Origin of the sequence: Acinetobacter zhairuonensis (genome assembly GCF_022601715.1) — a bacterium.
Taxonomy (GTDB): domain Bacteria; phylum Pseudomonadota; class Gammaproteobacteria; order Pseudomonadales; family Moraxellaceae; genus Acinetobacter.
The window spans coordinates 37137-62972 of the sequence record NZ_JAKVIM010000015.1 but is presented as its reverse complement, the minus strand read 5'-3'; the positions used below and the strand labels follow the sequence as shown (position 1 = coordinate 62972).

Below are 25836 nucleotides of genomic sequence, written 5' to 3'. Positions count from 1 at the left end.
TAGATAATAATCTATCCGAGGTGGAACAATGATGTCTGCAAAGCTTTGGGCACCTGCCCTCACCGCTTGCGCATTGGCAACAAGTATTGCACTTGTTGGTTGTAGCAAAGATCCAAAAGATGCGCAGCAGGCTGGTGCATCTCAGCAAATGCCGCCGACTGAAGTAGGTGTGATTGTTGCTCAACCACAAAGCGTTGAACAATCTGTAGAGTTATCTGGTAGAACCACAGCATTTGAAGTATCTGAAGTTCGCCCGCAAACCAGCGGCATTATTTTAAAACGCTTATTTGCTGAAGGCAGTTATGTCCGTGAAGGTCAGGCACTTTACGAGCTAGACTCACGTACTAACCGTGCAACATTGGATAATGCGAAAGCATCCCTGTTGCAACAAGAAGCAAACCTAAGTTCATTAAGAACCAAGCTAAACCGTTATCAGCAACTGGTTTCGAGCAATGCCGTTGCAAAACAAGACTATGACGATTTAGTGGGGCAGGTCAAAGTTGCTGAAGCACAAGTCGCTGCTGCTCGTGCACAGGTTAAAAATGCTGAAGTTGACCTAGGTTATTCAACCATTCGTTCACCGATTTCAGGTCAAACCAACCGTTCAACCGTAACTGCGGGTGCATTGGTGACTGCAAATCAAACAGATCCATTGGTGACGATTCAACGTTTAGATCCGATCTATGTCGATATTAACCAGTCTAGTGCTGAACTTTTGCGTTTACGTCAACAACTCAGCAAAGGCAGCTTAGACAGCAGTAACAACACGCGTGTGAAACTGAAACTGGAAGATGGTAGCTACTACCCTATCGAAGGTCGTTTAGCGTTCTCTGATGCCAGTGTAAATACGGATACAGGGACAGTGACAATTCGTGCCGTGTTCCCGAACCCAAATCACTTGTTACTCCCTGGGATGTTTGCCAATGCACAAATCGTGCAAGGGGTAATTCCAAATGCGATTTTGGTGCCACAAGCAGCCGTCACCCGTACGCCTACAGGTCAAGCGGTCGCAATGATTGTTGATGCGAAAGGTGCGGTTGAATCACGCCCGATCACCACCGTTGGTGTGCAAGGTCAGGACTGGATTGTGACTGAGGGCATTAAAACAGGTGAGAAAATTGTGGTCGAGGGCATTGCAAAAGTGAAAGCAGGTCAAACTGTAACAACTAAGCCATATCAACCTCAAGCTGAAGCACCAACAGCATCTGCACCAGCGACTGCTGAAAAACCTCAAGCAAAACAAGCTGAATCAAACACTGCACAAAAAGCTACTTCACACGCATAAGGGGTAGACTGAATGGCTAAATTTTTTATTCATCGCCCCATTTTTGCGTGGGTGATTGCACTGGTGATTATGTTGGCGGGGATTATCACGCTAACAGGAATGCCAATTGCGCAATATCCGACGATTGCGCCACCGAAAATTTCAATCTCAGCAAACTATCCAGGTGCTTCTGCTGAAACCATTGAAAACTCGGTAACGCAGGTCATTGAACAGCAGTTAAATGGTCTGGATGGTTTGCGTTATATCAGTTCGCAAAGTTTGTCGAACGGTAGTATTGCGATTGATGTGAACTTTAACCAAGGCGTCGATGCGGATATTGCGCAGGTACAAGTTCAGAACAAACTACAAACAGCGACAGCATCGTTACCTGAAATTGTACAGCGTCAAGGGATCACGGTTAAAAAATCTGGGGCAAGCTTCCTACAGGTTGTTTCATTTTACTCTCCTGATGGCAAGCTTTCAGGTGCTGACATTAAAGACTACGTGAATGCCAACATTAAGGATCCGCTGAGCCGTGTTCCTGGTGTCGGTGAGGTTCAGGTGTTTGGTGGTCAGTACTCAATGCGTATCTGGTTAGATCCAGCCAAACTGAATACTTATCAGTTGACTCCTTCTGATGTTTCTTCTGCAATTTCAGCACAAAATGCTCAGGTTGCAGTGGGTCAATTGGGGGGTGCACCTGCAGTCAAAGGTCAAATGATCAATGCGACCATTAACTCGCAAACCATGCTACAAACCCCTGAACAATTCCGTAATATTTTCCTGAAAAATACATCTTCAGGTGCGCAAGTTCGTTTGGGCGATGTAGCACGTGTGGAATTGGGCTCAGAAACTTATCAGTTTGATTCTAAATACAATGGTAAAGAAGCGGGTGGTATTGCGATTCGCTTATCCACAGGTGCAAACGCATTGGATACTGCTGAAGCGGTAGAAGCGGCTTTAGCAAAATTACGCCCAAGCTATCCAGCTGGTCTGAAAGATGAAATTGCCTATGACACCACGCCATTCGTTAAGTTATCGATTGAAAACGTTCTTCATACCTTAATTGAAGCTGTGGCACTGGTCTTCATCGTCATGTTCTTGTTCCTACAAAACTGGCGTGCGACGATCATTCCAACACTTGCAGTTCCTGTGGTTGTACTCGGAACATTTGCAGTCATCAACATCTTTGGCTTTACCATCAACACCTTAACCATGTTTGCCATGGTATTGGCAATTGGTCTTCTGGTCGATGATGCGATTGTTGTGGTGGAAAACGTTGAACGGATCATGCAGGAAGAACATCTTGATCCTGTCACCGCGACCGAAAACTCAATGCAACAGATTTCTGGTGCCTTAATCGGGATTACCAGCGTATTGAGTGCGGTATTTATTCCAATGGCGTTCTTCTCGGGCACCACAGGGGTAATTTATCGTCAGTTCTCCATCACACTTGTGACCGCAATGATCATTTCATTAATCGTTGCCTTGACGTTCACCCCTGCACTCTGTGCAACTGTCTTAAAACAGCACGATCCGAACAAGCCTGTCAGCAATAATCCTATTGCACGCTTTTTCCGCTGGTTTAACCGCAGCTTTGAACGTATTTCGCAAAGCTATCAAAATGGTGTCAACCGTATGACTCACCATAAAGTGTTCTCAGGAATATTTTATGCGGTCATCATTGGTATCTTTGTATTGTTGCTGCGTAGTTTACCGTCTGCATTCTTACCTGATGAAGATCAGGGTATTATCATGACACTGGTACAATTACCACCAAATGCATCGCTTGAGCGTACCTCGAACACAATGGATACTGTGAATGACTACTTCTTGAAACAAGAAGATAAAAGCGTTCAATCGGTATTTACCGTTGCGGGCTTCTCATTTACAGGTCAAGGTCAGAACCAAGGTATTGCCTTTGTTCGATTGAAAGACTGGGATGAACGTACCAGTGCGGATACGCAGATTGGTGCGTTGATTGGTCGTGCAATGCGTTTGAATGGCATGGTTCAAGATGCATCTATGATCTATCCATTACAATTGCCATCAATGCCTGAACTCGGTGTCAGCCAAGGCTTTAACTTCATGTTGAAAGACGTGAATGGTCAAGGTCATGAAAAGCTTCTTGCTGCGCGAAATGCGATTCTCGGCATGGCTGCACAAGACAAGCGCCTAACGGCTGTTCGTCCAAATGGTATGGAAGATACACCACAGTATCAAATCGACATTGACCAAGCGCAAGCAGGTGCAATGGGCGTAAGCTTATCTGACATCAACAACACCATGAGTATTGCTTGGGGTAGTAGCTACGTAAATGACTTTATTGACCGTGGTCGTGTTAAAAAAGTGTATTTACAAGCGGAAGCGAACAGCCGCATGATGCCTGATGATTTGAACAAGTGGTACGTGCGTAACAATGCAGGTACGATGGTTCCGTTCTCTGCTTTTGCAACAGGTAAATGGACCTATGGTTCACCACGTCTTGAGCGTTACAACGGCGTATCTGCAATGAACATTCAGGGCTCTGCTGCAACAGGTGTGAGTTCGGGTGAAGCAATGCAGGCCATGCAAGAGATTATGCAGAAACTTCCATCGATGGGCTTGCAAGGCTTTGACTACGAATGGACAGGCTTATCGCTTGAAGAACAAGACTCTGGTTCACAAGGTCCTGCGCTCTATGCATTATCTTTACTTATTGTCTTCTTCTGTTTGGCGGCGTTGTACGAGAGCTGGTCTATTCCATTCTCTGTAATGCTGGTGGTTCCGCTAGGTCTGGTAGGTGCTGTTGGATTAACCTTCTTTGGCTTCCATGTATTACACAACCCGAATCTTGCCAATAACATTTATTTCCAAGTCGCCATGATTGCCGTTATTGGTCTGTCTGCGAAAAATGCAATTCTGATTGTAGAATTTGCTAAAGAGCTTCAAGAAAAAGGTCAAGACCTGTTTGAAGCCACCATGCATGCAGCAAAATTACGTTTACGTCCAATCATTATGACGACCCTTGCCTTCGGTTTCGGTGTACTGCCTCTTGCCATCTCTACAGGTGCAGGTGCTGGTAGCCAACACTCAGTTGGTTACGGTGTACTGGGTGGTGTGCTTAGTTCTACACTGTTGGGTATTTTCTTCATTCCAGTGTTCTTCGTTTGGATTCGTAGTATCTTCAAATACAAACCTAAAACACAAAACAATCAGGAGCAAACATCGTGATGCAAAAAGTATGGTCTATTTCAGGTCGTAGCATTGCGGTATCGGCACTTGCGCTTGCTTTGACTGCGTGTCAAAGCATGCGTGGTCCAGAACCCGTCGCTCAAGCGAATATTCCACAAGGTTACACAGCGAGTGCTTCTGGTACATCTGTAGCTGAACAAGGGTATAAAGACTTTTTTGCTGATCCGCGTCTAGTACAAGTGATTGAAATGGCTTTAGCCAACAACCGTGACCTGCGTACTGCGACTTTAAACATTCAACGTGCACAGCAAACCTATCAAATCACAGAAAACAACCAACTGCCGACCATTGGTGCCAGTGGAAGTATTCTGCGTCAAGATACGCTCAGCAACACAAAGCCTATGACGAGCTATAATGTTGGTTTAGGGGTGACAGCGTATGAGTTGGACTTTTGGGGACGTGTACGTAGCCTGAAAGACAATGCCTTAGACAGCTATTTAGCAACTCAAAGCTCACGCGATGCGACGCAAATTTCCCTGATTGGTCAAGTTGCGCAAGCATGGCTCAGCTACTCATTTGCCAATGCCAATTTGAAACTGGCAGATCAAACTTTAAAAGCTCAGCTTGAATCTTACAATCTGAATAAAAAGCGTTTTGATGTAGGGATCGACAGTGAACTGCCTGTGCGTCAAGCACAAATTTCGGTCGAAACTGCACGTAACGACGTAGCAAACTACAAGACCCAAGTGGCTCAGGCACAAAACCTGCTTAACCTTTTGGTAGGTCAAGCTGTTCCTGAAAACTTGTTGGCGAAGCAACCTGTTACTCAAGTGACCAAAAGTACTGCGATTGGTGCTGGCTTACCAAGTGATTTGCTCAACAACCGTCCTGACGTGCGTACAGCAGAATATCAACTCTCTGCTGCGGGTGCCAATATCGGTGCAGCAAAAGCACAACTTTATCCGACCATCAGTTTGACCGGTACTGCGGGCTACGCCTCTACCGATTTAAGCGACTTGTTTAAATCAGGTGCTTTCGTTTGGTCATTGGGTCCAAGTCTGGATATTCCTATTTTTGACTGGGGCACACGTAAAGCCAATGTGAAAATTTCTGAAATTGACCAGAAAATTGCCTTGGCTAATTATGAGCAGACCATTCAAACGGCATTCCGTGAAGTCAATGATGCCTTGGCAACACGTGAAAACATTGGTGACCGTTTAGCAGCACAACGCCGCTTGGTTGAAGCAACCAATACTACCTACAAACTTTCTAATGCCCGCTTCCGTGCAGGAATTGACAATTACTTAACCGTATTGGATTCCCAACGTAGCGCGTATTCGGCTGAACAAAGTTTGTTGTTATTGCAACAAGCCAACCTCAATAACCAAGTTGAACTGTATAAAACTTTGGGTGGTGGTGTTAAAGCCAATACCAGTGACAGCATTCAGCAACAACCTTCTACCGCAGAAACCAAAGCGGCAAAATAAAGGTTAAACCTATCAAAGCTCACTTCGGTGGGCTTTTTTATTGCTTTTTTGCACGTTATTTCCTATCTTCAAGATTCTATTTAAATTCAACCGATTGGTTTTATTCTATCTATGCTATTAAGTAATCTTGAAACGGTTCCAGGTCATCATATTCGTCAACAACTGGATGTTGTCTATGGCAGTACAGTGCGTAGTAAACATGTGGGACGAGACTTACTGGCAGGACTGAAAAATATTGTCGGTGGTGAACTGACGGCATATACCGAATTATTAGAAGAATCACGACAAGAAGCCATGAACCGTATGATTGAAAAAGCCCGTGCCATGGGCGCAAATGCGGTGGTCGGCATTCGTTTCTCCACCTCAAATATTGCTCAAGGTGCTTCAGAACTGTTTGTCTATGGCACAGCCGTGATTGTTGAACCGCTGCAGCGTATCCCTGATCCTTTTTCGGCATAAGGCACCACAATGGACGGATTAATTTTCCAAGTCATTGTCTTTGCCGTACTGTTTGCAGTCGGTTGGGGCTTTGGACGCCACAATGAACGGCAGCACTTATTACAACTGGCGCAACAAGAACAGCGTTTAGCCTATATCAGCTTAGACATTAGCCGCTTTAAGCAAAATACCGCACTGGGCTACATGGTCAGCAGCAATGTAGTGATTTCGCATGACTACTTCAAATACATCATTGCCAATTTACAAAATCTGCTGGGTGGCAGACTAACCAGCTATGAAACAGTCGTCGATCGCGCACGTCGTGAAGCGATTGTCCGCTTAAAACTTGAAGCAGAGAAAATGGGGGCGACCCAAATACAAGGCTTACGTTTAAGTACCACAGAAATGGGTATGCAAGGCGGGATGGTCGAGGTATTTGCCTACGGTACAGCTATTTTAAAAACAGATGCTGACATCTAAACCATAAAAAAACGGGCTGAATCGTTTCTAGCCCGTTTAATTCAAATGAGATCAGTGACAACTTATTTGACTTTAGCTTTACGAATCATACGGTATAACGCACTTGGTGATAGGCGCGAGATCAATACCGCTAAGGTTTCCTTACGTCCACCCACAACAATATACTCATCCCCTTTCATTAAAGCCTTCACGGTTTCTTGCGCAAATTCATCTGCCTCTAGACCATTGGCTGTAACTTCATTGTCAAAACCTTGTGCCTGCCCTGCACCATTCAAAGCATTAATGGAGACATTGGTTTTGACAAACCCAGGGAAAACTACGGATACATCAATCCCTTGATCTGCGACTTCAGCCCTTAAACTGTTTGCCCACATATGAATGGCGCCTTTTGCCGCAGAATACGAAGCACGGTATTGCACACCAACCAAACCAGCAATACTCGAAACAAACACCACTCGCCCTGATTTTTGCTTGATAAAAGTCGGCAATACGGTTTTTGTCAGAAACACCTGCGAGAAGTAATCCACTTCCATGATGGTGCGTTCAGTCTGCATGGTCGTTTCAGAAATTAAAGCGCGCTGACTGAGACCTGCATTATTGATTAGCCAATCGATGCGTCCTTTGGCAGCTAGAAGTTGCTCATAAGCATGTAACACTTGGGCTTCATTGGTAATGTCCATCGCAATGGAAAGATGTTGATCCGGATTGAGTAATCCCACACGTACCTTTTCCAATTCTTCGTAACGACGAGCGGTTAATACCACTTGTGCACCTTGTAAGGCGCACTCCTGTGCCAAGGCTTTACCTAAACCTGAAGATGCCCCAGTAATCCATACCACTTTATTTTCTAAACTGTCACGCTTTGCCATGATCCACTATCCTGATGCTATTGCGGCTTATGTACTAATTGTTGGTTGAATTTCCTAAAAAAACAAGGAAATGATTGAAATAATGACTCATGGTTTTGGCATCGTATTGCGTGCCCAGTTTATCAAAACGCTTATAACCCATTTGCGTAGTCACATGGATTACACCGTTTAAGGTTTTATCCACCACCACATTAAATTTCAGCATTTGTTTCGGAATACGAATCAGATGAGTCACGCCCTGATCCACAATTTGGGTAAAGGCATGTAAGGCAGGAATCACCGCGGTATTATCGCCCTGCTGCATCTGTTCGGCAAAAACCAGTAATTCTTTGACATTATCTGGATCAACCTGATAGGACAAATAGTATTCCCCGTCTTTTTGGTACATCAGCTCATGTAAATAATTCACTATGGGCAATAGGCGTTCATTGCCAAAAAATGACACTGACCATGGCATATATTTACGCGTGGTTTCCATAATATGCTGAATAACCTTGGCAGATTCATTATCTCCCGATAGTGAAATATGGGTAATCTCGCCAAAGACCTGATCAATCACCTCATAGGAAATGTCTGCCAGTACCTCACCCAGTGCCTTGGCAATACTCTCGCTTTGCCCTTGATTTAATTGCTCAAAGATATCCTGAAAACGTTGATGGGTTTCTGATTTCAACTTGAGTGAAATAACATAACTCATTCTATTTTTTCCTTTTTATCAAGTTCTACGATCTAATGCGCAGTCGTTATACAACCTTCATCATAAAACCTAACTCCTGCCATGACAATTGCAGAAACAAAGCATTTGACGACATCCCTAAGCAGTTATTTTTTTGCTACACTAGATGCAATTTTTTATTCACTTTTTATCTGTTCTGACTATGACTGATTCTGCGCAAAATATTGCTACGACTTACGATCCTACTGAGATCGAGAAAAAATGGTACAAAACTTGGGAAGACAAAGGCTACTTTAAGCCATCTGGTCAAGGCGATTCATTCTGTATCATGATTCCACCACCGAACGTCACCGGTAGCTTGCACATGGGTCATGGTTTTAACAATGCCATTATGGATGCCTTGACGCGCTATAACCGTATGTCGGGTAAAAATACTTTATGGCAACCGGGTACTGACCACGCAGGTATTGCAACCCAGATGGTCGTTGAACGCCAATTAGGCGCGCAAAACATCAGCCGTCATGACTTGGGTCGTGAAAAGTTCATTGAAAAAATCTGGGAATGGAAAGAACAATCTGGTGGTACCATTACCCGTCAAATCCGTCGCTTAGGTTCTTCTGTGGACTGGTCACGTGAACGCTTCACCATGGATGAAGGTTTATCCAATGCAGTGAAAGAAGTGTTCGTGAAACTGCATGAAGATGGCTTGATTTACCGTGGCAAACGCTTGGTGAACTGGGATCCAAAATTACAAACGGCTCTTTCTGACCTTGAAGTTGAGTCAGATAAAGAAGAAGCAGGTTCATTGTGGCACTTCAAATACTTCTTTGAAGACAAATCACTCCGTACGCACGATGGTAAAGATCACATCGTAGTGGCAACCACGCGTCCTGAAACTCTATTGGGTGATACAGCGGTTGCGGTTGCACTGGATGATGAACGTTATACCCACCTTGTGGGTCAGAACATCATTCTGCCAATTACAGGTCGTGCCGTTCCAATCGTTAAAGATGAATATGTCGATAAAGAATTCGGGACAGGTTGTGTAAAAATTACCCCTGCGCACGACTTCAATGACTATGAAGTGGGCAAACGCTGCGAATTGCCAATCATCAATATCTTCAACAAAAATGCGGAAGTATTGGCTGAGTTTGAATACATTGCCAAAGCGGGCGAACAGATTTCTAAAACCATTCCTGCACCAGCAGACTATATTGGTTTAGAGCGTTTTGCTGCACGTAAAAAATTGGTTGAACAAGCAGAAGCTGAAGGCTGGTTAGACCAAATTCAACCATATACCTTGAAGCCACCACGCGGTGACCGTTCAGGTGTCATCGTTGAGCCATTATTGACCGACCAATGGTATGTAAAAATTGCGCCATTGGCTGAGCCTGCAATTGAAGCGGTGAAAGATGGTCGCATCAAGTTCGTACCAGAACAGTACAGCAACATGTACATGGCATGGATGAACAACATTCAAGACTGGTGTATTTCACGTCAGCTTTGGTGGGGTCACCGTATTCCAGCTTGGTACGATGCACAAGGCAATGTTTTTGTCGGTCGTAACGAAGCTGAAGTCCGTGCCAACAACAACATTCCTGCGGATGTTGCACTAAGCCAAGATGAAGACGTATTGGATACTTGGTTCTCTTCTGCACTGTGGACTTTCTCGACCTTAGATTGGACGGGCGATGCCAAGAAAGATGCAGAAAACTATTTCCTCAATACCTTCCACCCAACAGACGTGTTGGTGACGGGTTTTGACATTATCTTCTTCTGGGTGGCGCGCATGATCATGATGACCATGCACTTCATGAAGAATGAAGATGGCACGCCACAAGTTCCGTTCAAAACTGTGTATGTACATGGTCTAGTCCGTGATGGCGAAGGTCAGAAGATGTCTAAATCTAAAGGCAACGTACTTGACCCATTAGACCTCATTGACGGGGTAGACCTTGAAACCTTGGTACAAAAACGTACGACTGGTCTGATGAACCCGAAACAAGCAGCGAAGATTGAAAAATCAACGCGTAAAGAATTCCCAGAGGGCATTCAAGCTTACGGTACAGATGCGGTTCGTTTCACTTTCTGTGCGCTTGCGAATACTGGTCGTGACATTAAGTTCGACATGAAGCGTGTTGAAGGTTACCGTAACTTCTGTAACAAGATTTGGAACGCAACCCGTTTCGTGTTGATGAATGTTGAAGGTCAAACTGTTGGTCAAACCGCGCGTCCTGATCTTTGGGAATTGCCTGAACAGTGGATCATCAGCCGTTTACAAAAAGCGGAAGCTGCGGTTCAACAAGCCTTTGCAACCTACCGTTTAGACTTGGCTGCACAAGCGATTTATGACTTCATCTGGAATGAATACTGCGACTGGTATGTAGAATTGACCAAGCCAGTATTGAACGATGCTGACGTGTCTGAAGAGCGTAAAGCCGAAGTTCGTCGTGTGTTATTGGCGGTGATGGAAGCGTCCTTACGTTTAGCTCACCCGATTATGCCGTACTTGACTGAAGAAATTTGGCAAACGCTTGCGCCAATGCTCGGTATTGAAGGCGAAACCATTATGACTGCGGCATACCCTGTTCCAGCTCAAGAAAAAATCAATGAGCAAGCTGAAGCGGACATGCAGTGGTTACAAGGTTTAATTGGTGCGGTACGTAACATCCGTGGTGAAATGGGCTTGGGTAATGCACGTTTATTACCAGTTCTACTTCAAAACACAACTGATGCTGAGAAAGCACAGATCACCCGTATTGAAGCGTTGTTTAAAGCTTTAGCGAAAGTTGAAAGCATTACGTTCTTGGCAGATGCTGAACAACCACCATTGTCTTCTTCATCTGTTGTGGGTCACGTGTCTGTATTCGTTCCAATGAAGGGTTTAATTGACCCGAAAGCGGAATTGGGGCGCCTACAAAAAGACTTAGACAAAGTGCAAAAGCAGCATGACCAAATTGCAACTAAACTTGCAAATGAAGGTTTCGTAGCGAAAGCACCTGCCGCAGTGGTTGAAGGTGAGAAAGCGAAATTGGCTGAGTTTGCTGACCAGTTAGTGAAGATTAAAGCGAATATGGAGCAGATTGCGGCGCTTTAATCTTTAAAGACTACAATTTAATCTGTAATATAAAGGGCTGATTATTCAGCCCTTTATTTCTCACAATGAATCATATAGATACTATTTTATTCGAAAAAAATGAAATTCCTTTACACGGTAAAAACTTAATTATTACAGGTAATAATGGTTCAGGAAAAACGTACTTTTTAAATAAAGTTAGAAATCATTTAGCTCATAATAAAGTTGGTTTAGGTATCAACCTTGAAAAAGAAAACACTGATGAGCTTATCAAACTATTAGAATATACTCTAGAAAAATTCCAACAACCTCTTAAACTTAGTGAAAATAGCATTTATTTGATTGATCAAATTATTTGTAGAAAGAAAGCAGCAGATCTTTCTTCAATTTATAAATTAAAGAGTATTCTGAAAAATAGTTACAATAATTTTTTGATAGAAAAAGAATATTTCTTCAAAGATAACCCTACACTTAACCAACAAAACTATATTATTAAGACTATTGAAGATCCAAGTTTAGAACAATATTTTCATTATTACTCGCCTGAATTCTTAGAAAACCTAATTAATAAAATTTTTTATCACATAAATAAAATTATTAAAAATGATAGGGTATTTTCTCTTATTCCCACCAACGATAGAAAAATAGATTTTAATTTTTTTGACTCCTCACGCGTTCCTTCCCGTGAAGGACTAAGTATGAAAGTGTTTCAAAGTTATGAGCATTTAACTAAAAATCCTGAACTTACAGATCCACCAAATCTTTTAGAGGCTTATTTAGTATCCATAAAAAAAGATATCAATAATATTCTAGGCAATCGTTCTAAAGAAAAAGGACATACCATCTGGATGGTCAATGAAGTTCAGAAATGGTTTCTTAAAGTAGAAAATGACTTAAAACATATATTTGAAAATGATTCAATCGAACTATCTTTTTCTAAAGATGGAAATGAAGTTCTTATAAATATAAGAAATCGAAACATTAACTATAGTTTTGAACAACTATCTTCTGGTTTTAAGGCGATCTTTTATATTTACTCATCCCTTCTTATGAACGCTGAACAAGAAAAAATAAGTCCTGAAGAACTATCAGGAGTAACTATAATCGATGAAATTGATGTCCATCTACATATTTCATTACAGAAAAAGATATTACCTTTCCTAATTAAGTCATTCCCCAAAATACAATTTATTGTTAGTACTCACTCACCTTTTGTGATTACATCAACAGATAATGATACGGTAGTTTATGACATTTCTAGTGGTGAATTTTATGAAGAAGATTTAAGTCGCTATTCTTATGAATCCGTGATTAAAGGGCTATTCCACGTAAATCCTATTAGTGCAGAAACAAAAGAATTAATTCAAATATTAAAAAAACTTCTAAATGAAAAACCGACCAATTTTTTAGCTATAAAATCAATTATCAAAGAATTAATTCCATTAGAGGAAAATAATAAATTAGATAAAAAACTGAGAAATCTTTATTTACAGGCTGTTAATCTACTTCTAGATCATGATCAATTGGAGGATCTAGATGTTTAAAGTATCAAAATCTCCTAGACCAATCGATTGGACTACTAAAGATTATAAAGATCCAGTAGTCGTTAAACAGCTCAAAAAAGACTTTCATGGCAAATGCTATATTTGTGAACAAAAATATTTCCCTAATTTAAATGTTGAACATTTTATTCCACATTTGGATGATGAAAAACTGAGACTTGATTGGGATAATCTTTATTATGCTTGTTCACGTTGTAACTCTATAAAAAATAAATATCACAGCGATATGTTGGATTGCTGTAAAGAAGATCACTTAGTTGAAGATTGGATAAATGTTTATTACGTAAATCCTGATGACGACATTCAGGTTGTTAATACATGTCCTACTAACCATGCTTACTACACAAAGGCTGAGAGTTCTAAAGAGTTAATCTTTAAATCTTTTAACAATGCAAATAGTGGCATTCAAGAAGTTAGCAAAGAGGATTTAAGAGAGAAAATCATTGAGGTACATAATGATTTTTTGAAATTACGAAGTAAATTTTTACGTAAGTTAGATGATTGGTCAGATGAGAAAAAAATTAAAAAGGCTAATGATATTAAAAGACGTTTGAAATCACATTATGCTTTTTCTGCTGTACTACGTGGATACTTAGAAAAAGACTCTAAATTGAAGAATGCCTTAGATGACGTTGAAAAATTATAACATCAAAAATCAGTATAATTTCCATATTACCTCTCCCAAGTGGAGGGGTAAATCTACAAAACCCCATGCTCCAACAACATCTCCACCCCACTCACCTTTTTCATATGCTTTAAACGCTCTTTTTCCCACTTCAACTGCTGCTTTAACTCAGCACAATCCGCATCTATGGCTTTATACACATCACTAATATGCACATGCTCGGCTTTCACCTTCTTTGCCAAATGAAAGGAATCTAAAATCTCACTAATTTGACTTTCAAGCTGCTGACTTTGCGCATCCAAAGCCAGTTTATAAAACTTCACTTGCTCCGCAGATAACTCTTTCGCCCCAACGCCCTTGTTCTGTTCAAGCTGTAACTGAAGTTTGAGTAAATAAAACAAATCCTGCTGCTCATACGCCTGACTTGCTTGCTGGAACAACTCGGTTTTTTCTTCTTTCTTAGACTCGTCCTGCTCACGGTCTGGATGAATCATCGCGGCAATTTTTAAATACACGGTTTTCAGCGACTGCGCTGCCATCTGCTCGGCTTGTTCCCGTTTTTGTTGCTGTCTTAGCTGTTTGGCTTGTTCACGTGCCTGTTGCTGCTCGGCAGCATACTGTTCAAAGTCATCTTCAAACAAAGCTGTTTGCTCATCATTTTCAGGTAGATCGACTCTGTGCTGCTGTACTTTTTTAGGCTTCTTTAGCGACTGATGTGCATGCTGCTGATAAAAACGATGGATCTGCTCTACCTGTTGCAGCTGTTCGTTGGAAAGCATTTTGGAGTGTTTCAGCATCTGCGCACGCTGGGCAATGCTTTCATCCAGTTGCTGCATATCCGCTTTGGAAAACTCATGATTGTGCAATACATGCCAAAGCTGATCGAGCTGCTGAAACAACACCTGATGCAGTTCGCTATACACAGGCAACAGTTTTTGCCGCGTGTGCTGTTGAATTTCGGTTTGAGCATTTTGCCATGTGGCAAGGCTAATTTTTTGCTGTTCAATTTTATCAATCAGGCGATTCAGCTTTTTCTGCTGTAGAGAGGGTTCAGTCCGTTGCTGTATGCTGATTTTCAAATCTAAAGACATTGCCGATTCACACGCTAAAACAATGCAGCCACTATATCAAGTTTAGTCAAAGGACAGTACTCAACTACCCTGCATATTCCCCTGCAAAGCAATAATGACATCCTCCACATATACTCTGCGCAATGACTGTGCCTTATCACGCCTAAAGTTTAGATAATTGCACTATCTTATTTTCTAAATCTGTTTGCGACTATTTATATGTCCCTTTTTCTACAATCTGGTGGGTGTTGTACTAACTGCTCCCCAAAACCCCACGTATTGATAAAATTATTTTAAAACATATACTTAACAATATTAGATCCATAATTTCATATTTTAAAAAATGAAAAATACTGAACAACTAATTGTGTATTTTTATTAAAAACAGTATGTTATTTATTAGCACAATCACTTGCAGGCATAGATTCTGCTTTGTTCTCTCTAGGTTCTATCCATCAGACTTAAAATCTGTTTAAAACTTAGGCATTTATCGTTAACAAAGCATCAACAATCTGAGCTTCGCAAGTAGTGAAAACTCGCGATAAGATGAAGTTAAAGCTGTTTGTCTGACAAACAGGGATAAATGAAAAAACAATTAAGCTGATGGATATTCAGTCAATAAATAAAGCGAAAGATGACAATAAAACACAAGGAGTTTTACTTATGTTACTAAAACAGCCCCTGACTTCCCTTCTCTGTGCCAGTACGCTTGCTTTGGGTCTAAGTGCCTGTAGCGGCGACAAACCACCAAGCAATAATGATGCAGGTGGCAAAGAGACGGCGGCATCAGGAACACTGGATAAAATTAAACAGTCAGGCACCATTGTGCTCGGTCATCGCGACTCTTCGATTCCATTTTCCTATATTGCCGATAATCCGAATCAACCTGTGGGCTATGCGCATGATTTACAGCTTAAAGTTGTAGATGCAGTGAAACAAAAACTGAATATGCCAGATTTAAAAATTCGCTATAACTTGGTCACCAGTCAAAACCGTATTCCTTTGGTGTCGAATGGCACAGTCGATTTAGAATGTGGTTCCACCACCAACAATAAAGAACGTCAGCAACAAGTTGATTTCTCGGTCGGCTTTTTTGAAGTCGGTTCACGCTTACTCACCGCGAAAGATTCTGGAGTCAAAGACTTCGCCGACTTAAAAGGCAAAAAACTGGTCACGACCGCAGGTACCACTTCCGAACGCTATATCCGCCAACATGAAAAAGAACTGGGCATTGGCGAAATTATTTCTGCCAAAGACCATGCTGAATCTTTCCTGATGTTGCAAAACGGTCGTGCAGCAGCCTTTATGATGGATGACATTTTACTGGCAGGGGAAAAATCCAAAGCCAAAGATCCAGACAATTGGGTAATTGTCGGCACTTCGCCAGTGCATGAAATTTATGGCTGTATGCTCAGAAAAGGGGATCCTGAATTCAAGCAAGTGGTAGATGATGCGATTAAATCGGTCTACAGCTCAGGCGAAATTAACAGCATGTATAAAAAATGGTTTGAACAACCAATCCCACCAAAAAATATTAACCTGAACTTCCCAATGTCTGAAGAGCTGAAAACTCTGATTAGCGCACCACATGACCGTGATCAGTAATTTGTCTGATCATACTCTTCAATTACATCAGGTAGTGCTCATGCCTACCTGATTCAGACACTGGAGCTCCTATGAACTATAGCTGGAACTGGGGCGTATTATTTCAATCTACAGGTGTCGGGGACAGTACCTATTTCAACTGGATTGTAACGGGGTTGGGATGGTTACTGGTCATCGCTATTGTGGCATGGTCAATCGCATTTGTGCTGGGCAGTCTGCTGGGCATTATGCGTACGCTTCCAAATAAAACTGCTCGCGCCATTGGCACCGCTTATGTGACCATTTTTCGTAATGTGCCGCTGTTGATTCAACTATTTATCTGGTTTTATGTAGTACCCAACTTTTTACCCGCAGGACTGCGAGACTGGTGGGTGAATGATTTGAGTGCCAGTACCAGTGCCCTAGTTTCTGCCAGTATTGGCTTGGGACTATTTACTGCGGCACGGGTTTGTGAACAAGTCCGTACAGGCATTGAAGCCCTCCCCACAGGACAAGTCAATGCGGGTTATGCTTTAGGCTTTAGTACCGCACAACTGTATCGTTATATTATTTTGCCGCAATCCTTCCGTACCATTTTGCCGCCTTTAAGTTCGGAACTGACCAACTGTGTAAAAAATACATCGGTCGCATCCTTGGTCGGTGTTGCCGAAATTATTTCGCAAATGAAAACCATCAGTGAGTACACCCAAAGCACCATCGAAATTTATACCTACGTCACCATTATTTTTATCGTGATTAACATCTGCCTTATTCAATTTATGAATTTTCTGGAAAAGCGGTTACGTATTCCAGGTTTAATTGCAGGAGATAAATAATGGAATGGCTGACTGCATTTATTCAAGATTTACATCTCTCTGCACCTGCCTTATGGCATGGTCTCAGCATTACCTTAAAAGTGGTATGTATTGCGACACTCGGCGGGATTTTTATTGGAACCCTACTGGCGCTTATGCGCTTATCATCCATTCGAGCACTGAATCTCATCGCGCAAGCCTATGTGAATTTGTTTCGCTCGATTCCCCTACTGCTGGTGCTGATGTGGTTCTACTTTGCGGTTCCATTTTTCTATACCGCCATTACGGGCAATTACCTGACCATTGATACGGCGCTAGTCTCCAGTATTGTTGCGTTTATGCTATTTGAAGCCGCCTATTTTTCGGAAATTGTCCGCGCAGGGATTCAATCGATTCCCAAAGGGCAAAGTGCCGCTGCTTATGCTTTGGGCATGAGTTATAGCCAGTCCATGCGTTTGATTATTTTGCCGCAAGCCTTTCGGAAAATGACACCGCTATTGCTACAACAAACCATTATTCTGTTCCAAGATTCCACCATGGTGTATGCGATTGGCTTGCTGGATTTCTTCCGTACCAACTACGTGCGTGGCGACCTGATGGCTTTATTGACCCAGTACATTCTGTTTGCAGGTCTGGTCTACTTTAGCATCAGTGCCTTGGCGACATTTGCGGTGAAAAAACTACAAAGGAGATTAAAAGTATGAGTGATAAAAAAGTAATGATTGATCTCCAAAATGTGAGCAAATGGTATCAACAATTTCAGGTACTTACTGACTGCACCACTCAAATCTGCCAAGGTGAAGTGGTGGTAGTCTGTGGTCCTTCAGGTTCGGGTAAATCTACCCTAATTAAAACCGTAAATGGTTTGGAACCCTTTCAACAAGGACAAATTTATGTAGATGGCATTCCAATTGCCGACCCGAAAACCGATCTAACCAAACTGCGCAGTCGTGTGGGCATGGTGTTTCAACACTTTGAATTATTTCCGCATTTAAGCATTACTGAGAATTTGACCATTGCGCAAATTAAAGTGTTAGGTCGTAGTGAGGACGAAGCCAAGAAAAAGGGACTCGCCTATTTAGATCGCGTGGGTCTCAGTTCACAAGCCAATAAATATCCTGCACAGCTCTCGGGTGGTCAGCAACAACGTGTCGCCATTGCCCGTGCCTTAAGTATGGACCCAATTGCGATGCTGTTTGATGAGCCGACTTCCGCCCTCGACCCAGAAATGATCAATGAAGTGCTCGATGTGATGGTTGGTCTAGCCAAAGAAGGCATGACCATGATGTGCGTGACCCATGAAATGGGCTTTGCCCGCCAAGTGGCAAATCGGATTATTTTTATGGATCAGGGTAAAATTGTGGAAGACTGCTCTAAAGATGAATTCTTTAACACGCCACGTGGCGAACGGGCGCAGCAGTTCCTAGATAAAATTTTGCATTAATTCTTACCACAGGTCATCAAGTGGGTCTTCTTTGCCACTTGATGCACCAGAAATGACGCTTATTTGATGCTTCAAACCGGCTTACACAGCGCCGCTAAAAAAAATTTCTATTCTGTTTAGATTTGATAAAATCATAATATATAAAAATTCAACTTATCCTTATGATATATAATTTAAATTAAGAAAAATTGGATTTTTTTAACTAAACAGCCTCTCCAGTAAAATCTATTTTGGGGCGCATATGCGCTAATTTCCAGCTACTGAATCTCAATTTCATCTATATTGGTGCATTTTTTGCTTAGATATACGCATCAACGGAGTATTTGGTTTAAGGACTCCAACTTTTAGATTTACTAAACTATTTTGGTGCAATTTAACTCTCCAACTTTGTGCCTAAGATCGTATTTAGCACTTTTTTTGAGCAAGATATGCAAGATTTTGATTTACTTTTTTTACTGCTAGGAGCAGTGCTGGTGCTGGCGATGCATGCCGGTTTCGCATTTTTGGAACTAGGAACAGTTCGACATAAAAATCAGGTCAATGCCTTAAGTAAAATCCTGACAGACTTTGCGCTTTCAGCGATGGCTTACTTTTTTGTAGGTTACTATATTGCCTATGGGCAGCATTTCTTCCATATGGGAGCAACCTTAGCAGCAGATCATGGCTATAACCTGATGCGTTGTTTCTTTTTGCTGACTTTTGCGGCGGCAATTCCTGCGATTATCTCAGGGGGAATTGCAGAGCGTGCCAAAATGCGTTCCCAAGCCATCGCGACATTACTGTTGGTTGCTTTGGTCTATCCATTCTTTGAAGGCATTGTCTGGAATGGCAATTTTGGCGTACAAGCATGGCTAGAGCACACTTTTGGTGCGCCATTCCATGACTTTGCTGGCTCAGTAGTGGTCCATGCCATGGGGGGCTGGATTGCCTTGGCAGCCGTGATCCTATTAGGTGCGCGCCATGGTCGCTATAAAAAAGATGGACGTGTGAGTGCGCATCCCCCCTCTTCCATTCCATTCCTTGCCTTAGGTTCATGGATTCTGATTGTCGGCTGGTTTGGCTTTAACGTCATGAGTGCGCAGCGTTTAGATGCCATTTCAGGTCTGGTTGCGATTAACTCACTGATGGCAATGGTCGGTGGTACTGTAACTGCCAATATGATTGGGAAAAATGACCCTGGCTTCTTACACAATGGTCCACTCGCGGGCTTAGTTGCCATCTGCGCAGGCTCCGATATTGTGCATCCTTTTGGTGCATTAATTATTGGTGCGATTGCAGGAATTATCTTTGTGAAGTTCTTTACCTACACCCAAAACAAACTCAAGGTAGATGATGTCTTGGGGGTATGGCCATTGCACGGCATTTGCGGGGCATTTGGTGGCTTAGCCGTGGGTGTTTTTGGGCAACAATGGTTAGGTGGAATTGGGGGCGTGTCCATGATGTCACAAGTGATTGGTACGCTGTTCGCAATTGCAGTTGCGCTTGCGGGTGGTTTTGTGGTCTACGGCGGCTTAAAGGCCTGCGTCGGTATTCGTTTATCACAAGAAGATGAATTCCGTGGTGCCGATTTGTCGATCCATAAAATTTCAGCCAACTCTGACGACAATATGTTTTAACTCATACTCAATTTACGCATGTTGCGAAGCGATTCTCAGGAATCGCTTTTTTTTATGGCTGAAATTTTATAATCGTTCTAAATAAATATTTAACTCCTGTAACTGCTGAATACGAGGAACTTCTAGACTCGTATCTTCTGGGTGAAAACCTTGTAACCAAATGGCTTGCATGCCTGCTTGTTGCGCTCCTCGAATATCATTTACGGGATGATCACCAATAAACAAACATTCTGATACCTGTACCCCCAAGCTTTCTGCTGTATGCAGAAAAATATCTTTATGTGGTTTACTGATGCCAACCAATCCCGAATTCACAATGACATCAAAATAAGCGCTAAACCCTAAGCCCCGTAGAATGTTCAAACGGGTTTCATGCCCACCGTTGGATACCACTGCCAAGGCATACCCTTGTTGCTTCAAACGCACCAGCAAATCCACAGCGCCATACATTGCGACAGCGCACTGTCCAAAATGCTCAAACCAGAAATGGGTTAAATCATGAAAATCGACTTCAGCTTGCCAATCGAGTTCTTGCTGTAAGGCATGAGCGACCGATGCGCCAATACTCGAATGGGTCAATTCCTCTTTCTTGGGATAACCACCATTATCAATACGACGAATAATCTGCTGTATTTTGTCTAAATCAGGGGCTGCTAGATATGCCTGATACTGTTGCAGTAAAACCTCACTATAGCGCTGAATACTCTGGTCTCGATGAGTTAAGGTATTGTCTAAATCAAATAATACTGCACGAATAGGCATGACATTCTCAGGCGACTTTTGCCTTTTAATCTAGCATTTTCCAATCACTTTACATGACATATTTTCTACGAAGTTCTGCATGAAATCTGTTTAACGTATCAGCTCATCAAGATGCTTTTAAGGTTGACTTAAGTCCGATTTAAGTTTGCTTTGCTCTAATCAAAGTCATCCCAATCTCGTTTGCATCACCATGTCTGAATTACAACGTTTTAGCTTTCAGCAAGTATTGGTCTTACTGTTCAGTTTTATCCTACTGCAACTACTGTTTCCTGTGGCGGGTCAACTTGACATGATGTTGATTCAGCCATGGACAGGGATAAATGGAGAGTTTCCATGGCGCCATGACTGGTTCTTGGAAAGCCTGAATCACAAATATGTCAAAAACCTTTTGCTTCTATGTGATATCAGTTTTCTAGCACTTTGGTTAGCGAGCTTTAAGCTGGAACGTTTAGCAGCAAACCGCTGGAAATACGCTTACTTGTTCTGGATTATAATTTTGAGCACCAGTGTGGTGGGTGTTCTTAAATCACAATCGGGACATGCCTGCCCTTGGAATATGACCCAAGCCACAGCAACAGGTTTTCTCTGGAATTTTAACCTCAACCATGGGCATTGCTTTCCAGGTGGACATGCAGCCACGGGTTTTGCCTTAATGACGGGCTTCTTTGCCTTTCGAAAAACTGCGCCAAAGCGTGCTTATTTCTATCTTGTTGCAGGTTTAATTTTGGGCTTTGCGATGGGCTGGGCACAAATGATGCGTGGAGCACACTTCCTCAGCCATAACCTTTGGACTGCTTGGGTGGTTTGGTGCTGTAACGTTGTACTTTACCCATTATTCTATAAACGCATGGTATCTGCTCAGTCAGTAGAGATTGCTGCGGTTATGCATAAGCCAGTCACAGATCAGGTGCAAGACGCCGCTTAAGCCCTTTGCTCATTACAGTTGTCCGCTTCTTGGCAACTGCTGCATTGATGATGCTTGCAAGCTATCACAGTCAGCAAAGCATCCCTTCTATTACTTTGCACTTTAGAAGTTGCATGAGATAGATCGTGGATACTCAAAACCATAAATCAGTTGAAGCGCTTATGAATTGGCACTACTGAAACAGCATGGTTTAAGCTGCTTTTTGCTTGAGAAAAAGCGCTACCAGCTTAGTGAAGATTATTCATCTGATTTTACTTGTTTAGGAAACTGAACTTGCACAAATAAGCCGCCTAAGCTCTGACTTTTTCCAAACTGGATTTTACCCCCCAAATGTTCTACCGCCTTTTGCACAATCGAAAGTCCTAGCCCACTTCCCATCTCTAAATGATGATGAATACGATAAAAACGCTTCATAATCTGCTCATATAATGCAGGGTCAATACCAGGTCCGCTGTCTTCCACTTGAATGATGGCATCATTGCCTTGAGAAAAAATCGAGACATTAATCACGCCATTTTTGGGCGTGTATTTAATCGCATTATCAATCAAATTATAAATAATGGAACGAGCCGCGGACTCCAAGCCATTCACTAAAACTTCTTCTTGGCGCTCCATGCCCAAATCAATATCTTTCTGCAAAGCCACATGAATCAGTTGCTCTACACAATTCACCGCCACTTGGTTTAAGTAAAATGGCTGTTGCTGCATGCTGTGCAGGTTACTGGCATCTTGCTTAGCTAAATCGAGTAACTGGCTGATTAAATGCTGAATACGAATTAAACCTTGGCTCAAATTTTCCAGTGCCGCGTTTTCTGGGAACTCACGCAATAAAATCTGCATCTGTAAATTCAGCGCAGTAATCGGTGTTCTGAGTTCATGGGCGGCATCTGCAATAAACTGTCGCTGCTCTTGTTGTGCCGACTCAATCCGTTCAAACAGATAATTCATCTCTTGAATTGTTGGAATGAGTTCCACAGGATAACGATTCAGTTTTATCGGTGTTAATTCATCGAGATCACGTCGGGCAATTTCTTGTCTAAACTCATCCATCGGTCTTAGACTGCGTAAAATCACCCAACCCAATCCCCATAAAATGAACGGGATCATCACCAGATAAGGCACGAACATACTGGTGGCCAATTCCAAAGCCAAATGACTTCGTGCTGAAAAAGGTTGACTGACCTGAATTTGATACTTTTCAGTCGGTAGGATATACATGCGCCACACCCCTTGCGTGGTGGAACGGTCATAAAACCCCGCCTGATTTACGCCATGTAATAACAAGTTAAATTGATGTTGCGGATGTTCTTGCTTTTCCCAGACATCCACAAACAAGTCTTCCTCATGATAGCGTTTGTGAACATCGAAATGACTTTTGATGGGTGCAGGATCATGTGCGGCGACGCGTTCCGCAAGGTTCTGCATTTGTGCATCCAGAATTTCATCCAGTTCACCCAATGAAATCCAGTATGCTGTTGCAATCAGCACCCCACCCAACAGCAAACTAAAACCTGAAACAAAAATCAGTAAGCGTTTCTTTAACGATGTTTGCGTTGGCATGGCGTGAAGTTGCTGCATAAAAGCTTAATCCAGTTTACCTAAACGATAACCCATCCCGCGAATGGTGCGGATAAAATCTTTGCCTAACTTGGCACGTAAATGATGGACATAAACCTCAATGGTGTTGCTGTTCACTTCACTGTCGAAGTCATACAACTTATCTTCCAAATTGGCTTTGGAAAAAATTTTATTGGGATAACTAACCAACGGCACCAGAATTGCCCATTCGCGATTCGAAAGCTCTAACTCTTGCCCATTTAATAAAGCAATGTGCTGTTCAATATCCAACACCAAATCGCCATAACGAAGCAGCGAAGTTTCATTGGATGACGCGACCTCATGCGAGCTACGACGCAATAAGGCTTGCATCCGCGCCAACAGTTCTACAAATTCATAGGGTTTAACCAGATAATCATCTGCGCCCTGATTCAGACCATCCACCCGATTTTGTACCTGATCGCGTGCAGAAATAATCAACACTGGTAAGCTCGGAAAACTTTGACGGATTTTTGCCAAGACTTGCATACCATCCATCATCGGCAGCCCCAAATCCAAAAACACCACATCAAAACTTTGCTGTTGTAACAGCTTTAGCGCATCGAGTCCGTTGTTCACCCATTCCACTTGATAATCATGCAACTGCAACAAGGTCTTACTGGATTCAGCAATCATGAAATCATCTTCGATCATTAAGATTGTGGTCATTTTGCTTATCCCGACTTACGCCTTTCCCGTTAGATTACTTGCACATTGTTTTAACATATCATTTTTATCATCAATCACTTGGGTTTTAATTTCAAGCATCGATAATAACGTTGGGAATAAATTGTCTTGACTATGAATAGCTTGTTTTTGCTGTTCCAAACAACGGACTTGGCTTGCATTCTGCTGCTGCCATGTTGATGAAAACCACATCATCATGGGTACATGGGTTTGCTGAACTGGTGCAATGGCATATGGTGCACCATGCAAATACATACCACTTTCACCCGTAGATTCACCATGATCAGACAAATACCAAAAACCCGTTTGATAATTCGGCAGCGCTTTAATCGTCTGAATCACCTGATTCAATATGTGGTCTGTATATACAATTGAGTTGTCATAACTATTCAGCAATTCATCTCGGCTACAACCTTGAATGGCATTGGTCGCACACATCGGTTTAAATGGCTGATACTCTGTACTTGAACGTTTATAATATGCAGGTCCATGACTACCCACTTGATGTAGCACAATAAGTTGTGGCGTCTTATCTTGGGCTGGAATGGTTTTAATATATGACTTTAAGCTATCTACCAGAATACCATCTAAACACTCCCCAGAAGCATCACACCATTTTTGTTTGAGTTGTACTGGAATCTCAAATTTATGTACCCGATCACAAGCCCCTTTACAGCCTGAATTGTTATCTATCCACGTCACTTTATAACCTGCACGTTGTGCAATATCGAGCAGACCTTCCCGATGGCTCGCCAATTGCTCATCATAGTTTTTACGCGGCATACCTGAGAACATACACGGTACTGAAACTGCCGTTGCCGTGCCACAAGAACTAACTTGGCTAAAGTTAATCACATTTTGCTTCGACAATTCTGGATTGGTATTTTTCGCATAGCCATTTAAAGAAAAACTTTCTGCACGGGCTGTTTCACCCACGACTAAAACCATAAGCTTAGGCATGGATACTTCGCTGGTATTGATCACACGATGCGCATCTGTACCATACGTTACCAAAGGCAAGTTTTCTTTCGGTTTCTGTTTACGGTAATACGATAAAGTCGAAGCAATGGTGTTTTGCGGCGAGAGCATGCCTTTTAAATCTCGATGTTCACGGAACATTGCAGCAAAATCGACATAAAAGACAAACAGTAAGCCACCAATCACGGCGAAAGAGCTCACGATATGTAAACCTTTGCTCAACAGTTGTTTCGATATCGGTCTTTTTTCAATGCGAATCAGTGCAATCACAACCATTGGCACGACCACCATGAATACACTCCACAGCACAAATTGCATGGAAAATAAATCCAATGCTTCTTTGGTGTCGGTTTGCATCATGTTTTGGACTTGTCCGGGTGAAATCACCACCCCCAAACTATTCACAAAATAAGCGGTTAAACCGCCGACAAAAACTAAGAACCATGCCAAAATTTTAGCATTCCATTTCCATTGCAGCAGTTGCAACACCACGTTATAGAGGGCAACCACAACCAAGACCGTTGCAGATAAAAATGCATAGGCTTTCAGCCCTTGATATGGCGTGAGCATCTGAATTTGTTTATAAAATGCAAAATTCAGCGCAATACCCAGCCAAAGTGCAAGCAGCAAATTAAATTGATGTAAAGCCAGTGGCGGAAGAAACTGTTTTAGTCTTTCGAGGCGGGTCAAATTCATTTTGAACAGTTC

The 25836-nt window shown here is 42.3% G+C and carries 21 protein-coding genes; 14 read left to right on the top strand and 7 right to left on the bottom strand.

The features are described from left to right. Window positions 1-28 precede the first annotated feature (28 nt). The 5 genes from MKI85_RS12525 (at window position 29) to MKI85_RS12505 (ending at window position 6843) form a co-directional block, all read left to right on the top strand. Window positions 29-1285, top strand: a complete 1257-nt coding sequence (locus MKI85_RS12525) for an efflux RND transporter periplasmic adaptor subunit (RefSeq protein ID WP_241628058.1) — start codon at window positions 29-31, stop codon at window positions 1283-1285. Between the two features lie 12 nt (window positions 1286-1297). After that, entirely contained in the window at window positions 1298-4477 is a 3180-nt protein-coding gene (locus tag MKI85_RS12520; RefSeq protein ID WP_241628057.1) for an efflux RND transporter permease subunit, read from the top strand. After that, window positions 4477-5925, top strand: a complete 1449-nt coding sequence (gene adeK, locus MKI85_RS12515) for a multidrug efflux RND transporter AdeIJK outer membrane channel subunit AdeK (RefSeq protein WP_241628098.1) — start codon at window positions 4477-4479, stop codon at window positions 5923-5925. Before MKI85_RS12520 ends, adeK begins: the two co-directional genes overlap by 1 nt. 111 nt (window positions 5926-6036) lie before the next feature. Next, window positions 6037-6384 (top strand): YbjQ family protein, encoded by a 348-nt coding sequence (locus tag MKI85_RS12510; protein WP_241628056.1) that lies wholly within the window; start codon window positions 6037-6039, stop codon window positions 6382-6384. Between the two features lie 9 nt (window positions 6385-6393). Continuing rightward, entirely contained in the window at window positions 6394-6843 is a 450-nt protein-coding gene (locus MKI85_RS12505; protein WP_241628055.1) for a YbjQ family protein, read from the top strand. Window positions 6844-6905: 62 nt separating this feature from the next. On the opposite strand, the gene MKI85_RS12500 is transcribed toward MKI85_RS12505, so the two are convergent. Both MKI85_RS12500 and MKI85_RS12495 read right to left on the bottom strand, forming a co-directional pair. Next, a complete protein-coding gene (locus MKI85_RS12500; RefSeq protein WP_241628054.1) occupies window positions 6906-7712 on the bottom strand; it encodes an SDR family NAD(P)-dependent oxidoreductase in 807 nt (268 codons plus the stop codon). Window positions 7713-7746: 34 nt separating this feature from the next. Beyond that, window positions 7747-8409 carry a hypothetical protein gene (locus MKI85_RS12495; RefSeq protein WP_241628053.1) on the bottom strand — a complete coding sequence of 221 codons (663 nt, stop codon included), beginning with the start codon at window positions 8407-8409 and terminating at the stop codon, window positions 7747-7749. A gap of 181 nt (window positions 8410-8590) precedes the next feature. Between MKI85_RS12495 and MKI85_RS12490 the strand changes: the two genes are divergently transcribed. The 3 genes from MKI85_RS12490 to MKI85_RS12480 all read left to right on the top strand — a co-directional run bounded on the left by MKI85_RS12490 (window position 8591) and on the right by MKI85_RS12480 (window position 13672). Next, window positions 8591-11485, top strand: a complete 2895-nt coding sequence (locus tag MKI85_RS12490; RefSeq protein WP_413351224.1) for a valine--tRNA ligase — start codon at window positions 8591-8593, stop codon at window positions 11483-11485. A 65-nt stretch (window positions 11486-11550) separates the two neighbouring features. Then, window positions 11551-13008 (top strand): AAA family ATPase, encoded by a 1458-nt coding sequence (locus MKI85_RS12485; protein WP_241628052.1) that lies wholly within the window; start codon window positions 11551-11553, stop codon window positions 13006-13008. Further along, complete coding sequence (locus tag MKI85_RS12480; protein ID WP_241628051.1) at window positions 13001-13672, top strand: HNH endonuclease; 672 nt, start codon at window positions 13001-13003, stop codon at window positions 13670-13672. Before MKI85_RS12485 ends, MKI85_RS12480 begins: the two co-directional genes overlap by 8 nt. A gap of 53 nt (window positions 13673-13725) precedes the next feature. Here the strand turns inward: MKI85_RS12480 and MKI85_RS12475 are convergent, their stop codons facing one another. After that, window positions 13726-14742, bottom strand: coding sequence for a molecular chaperone DnaJ (locus MKI85_RS12475; RefSeq protein WP_241628050.1), 1017 nt, complete (start codon window positions 14740-14742; stop codon window positions 13726-13728). A gap of 642 nt (window positions 14743-15384) precedes the next feature. Here MKI85_RS12475 and MKI85_RS12470 point away from each other — a divergent pair. The 5 genes from MKI85_RS12470 (at window position 15385) to MKI85_RS12450 (ending at window position 20180) form a co-directional block, all read left to right on the top strand. Next, a complete protein-coding gene (locus MKI85_RS12470) occupies window positions 15385-16326 on the top strand; it encodes a transporter substrate-binding domain-containing protein (protein ID WP_241628049.1) in 942 nt (313 codons plus the stop codon). 71 nt (window positions 16327-16397) lie between these two features. Then, complete coding sequence (locus tag MKI85_RS12465; RefSeq protein WP_241628048.1) at window positions 16398-17141, top strand: amino acid ABC transporter permease; 744 nt, start codon at window positions 16398-16400, stop codon at window positions 17139-17141. After that, window positions 17141-17824, top strand: coding sequence for an ABC transporter permease subunit (locus tag MKI85_RS12460; protein WP_241628047.1), 684 nt, complete (start codon window positions 17141-17143; stop codon window positions 17822-17824). The genes MKI85_RS12465 and MKI85_RS12460 overlap by 1 nt, the downstream gene beginning before the upstream one ends. A 14-nt stretch (window positions 17825-17838) precedes the next feature. Then, window positions 17839-18564 (top strand): amino acid ABC transporter ATP-binding protein, encoded by a 726-nt coding sequence (locus tag MKI85_RS12455; RefSeq protein WP_241628095.1) that lies wholly within the window; start codon window positions 17839-17841, stop codon window positions 18562-18564. Window positions 18565-18992: 428 nt separating this feature from the next. After that, complete coding sequence (locus MKI85_RS12450) at window positions 18993-20180, top strand: ammonium transporter (RefSeq protein ID WP_241628046.1); 1188 nt, start codon at window positions 18993-18995, stop codon at window positions 20178-20180. Between the two features lie 66 nt (window positions 20181-20246). On the opposite strand, the gene MKI85_RS12445 is transcribed toward MKI85_RS12450, so the two are convergent. Next, window positions 20247-20942 (bottom strand): HAD family hydrolase, encoded by a 696-nt coding sequence (locus MKI85_RS12445; protein ID WP_241628045.1) that lies wholly within the window; start codon window positions 20940-20942, stop codon window positions 20247-20249. Between the two features lie 190 nt (window positions 20943-21132). Here MKI85_RS12445 and MKI85_RS12440 point away from each other — a divergent pair, with 190 nt between their 5' ends. Further along, a complete protein-coding gene (locus MKI85_RS12440) occupies window positions 21133-21867 on the top strand; it encodes a phosphatase PAP2 family protein (protein WP_241628044.1) in 735 nt (244 codons plus the stop codon). 237 nt (window positions 21868-22104) lie between these two features. On the opposite strand, the gene MKI85_RS12435 is transcribed toward MKI85_RS12440, so the two are convergent. The 3 genes from MKI85_RS12435 to MKI85_RS12425 are packed head-to-tail and all read right to left on the bottom strand — an operon-like array spanning window position 22105 to window position 25824. Next, window positions 22105-23427, bottom strand: coding sequence for a sensor histidine kinase (locus MKI85_RS12435; RefSeq protein ID WP_241628093.1), 1323 nt, complete (start codon window positions 23425-23427; stop codon window positions 22105-22107). Window positions 23428-23451: 24 nt separating this feature from the next. Next, entirely contained in the window at window positions 23452-24132 is a 681-nt protein-coding gene (locus tag MKI85_RS12430; RefSeq protein ID WP_241628043.1) for a response regulator transcription factor, read from the bottom strand. Between the two features lie 15 nt (window positions 24133-24147). After that, on the bottom strand, window positions 24148-25824 hold the full coding sequence (locus MKI85_RS12425) for a phosphoethanolamine transferase (protein WP_241628042.1): 1677 nt from the start codon (window positions 25822-25824) through the stop codon (window positions 24148-24150). Window positions 25825-25836 lie beyond the last annotated feature (12 nt).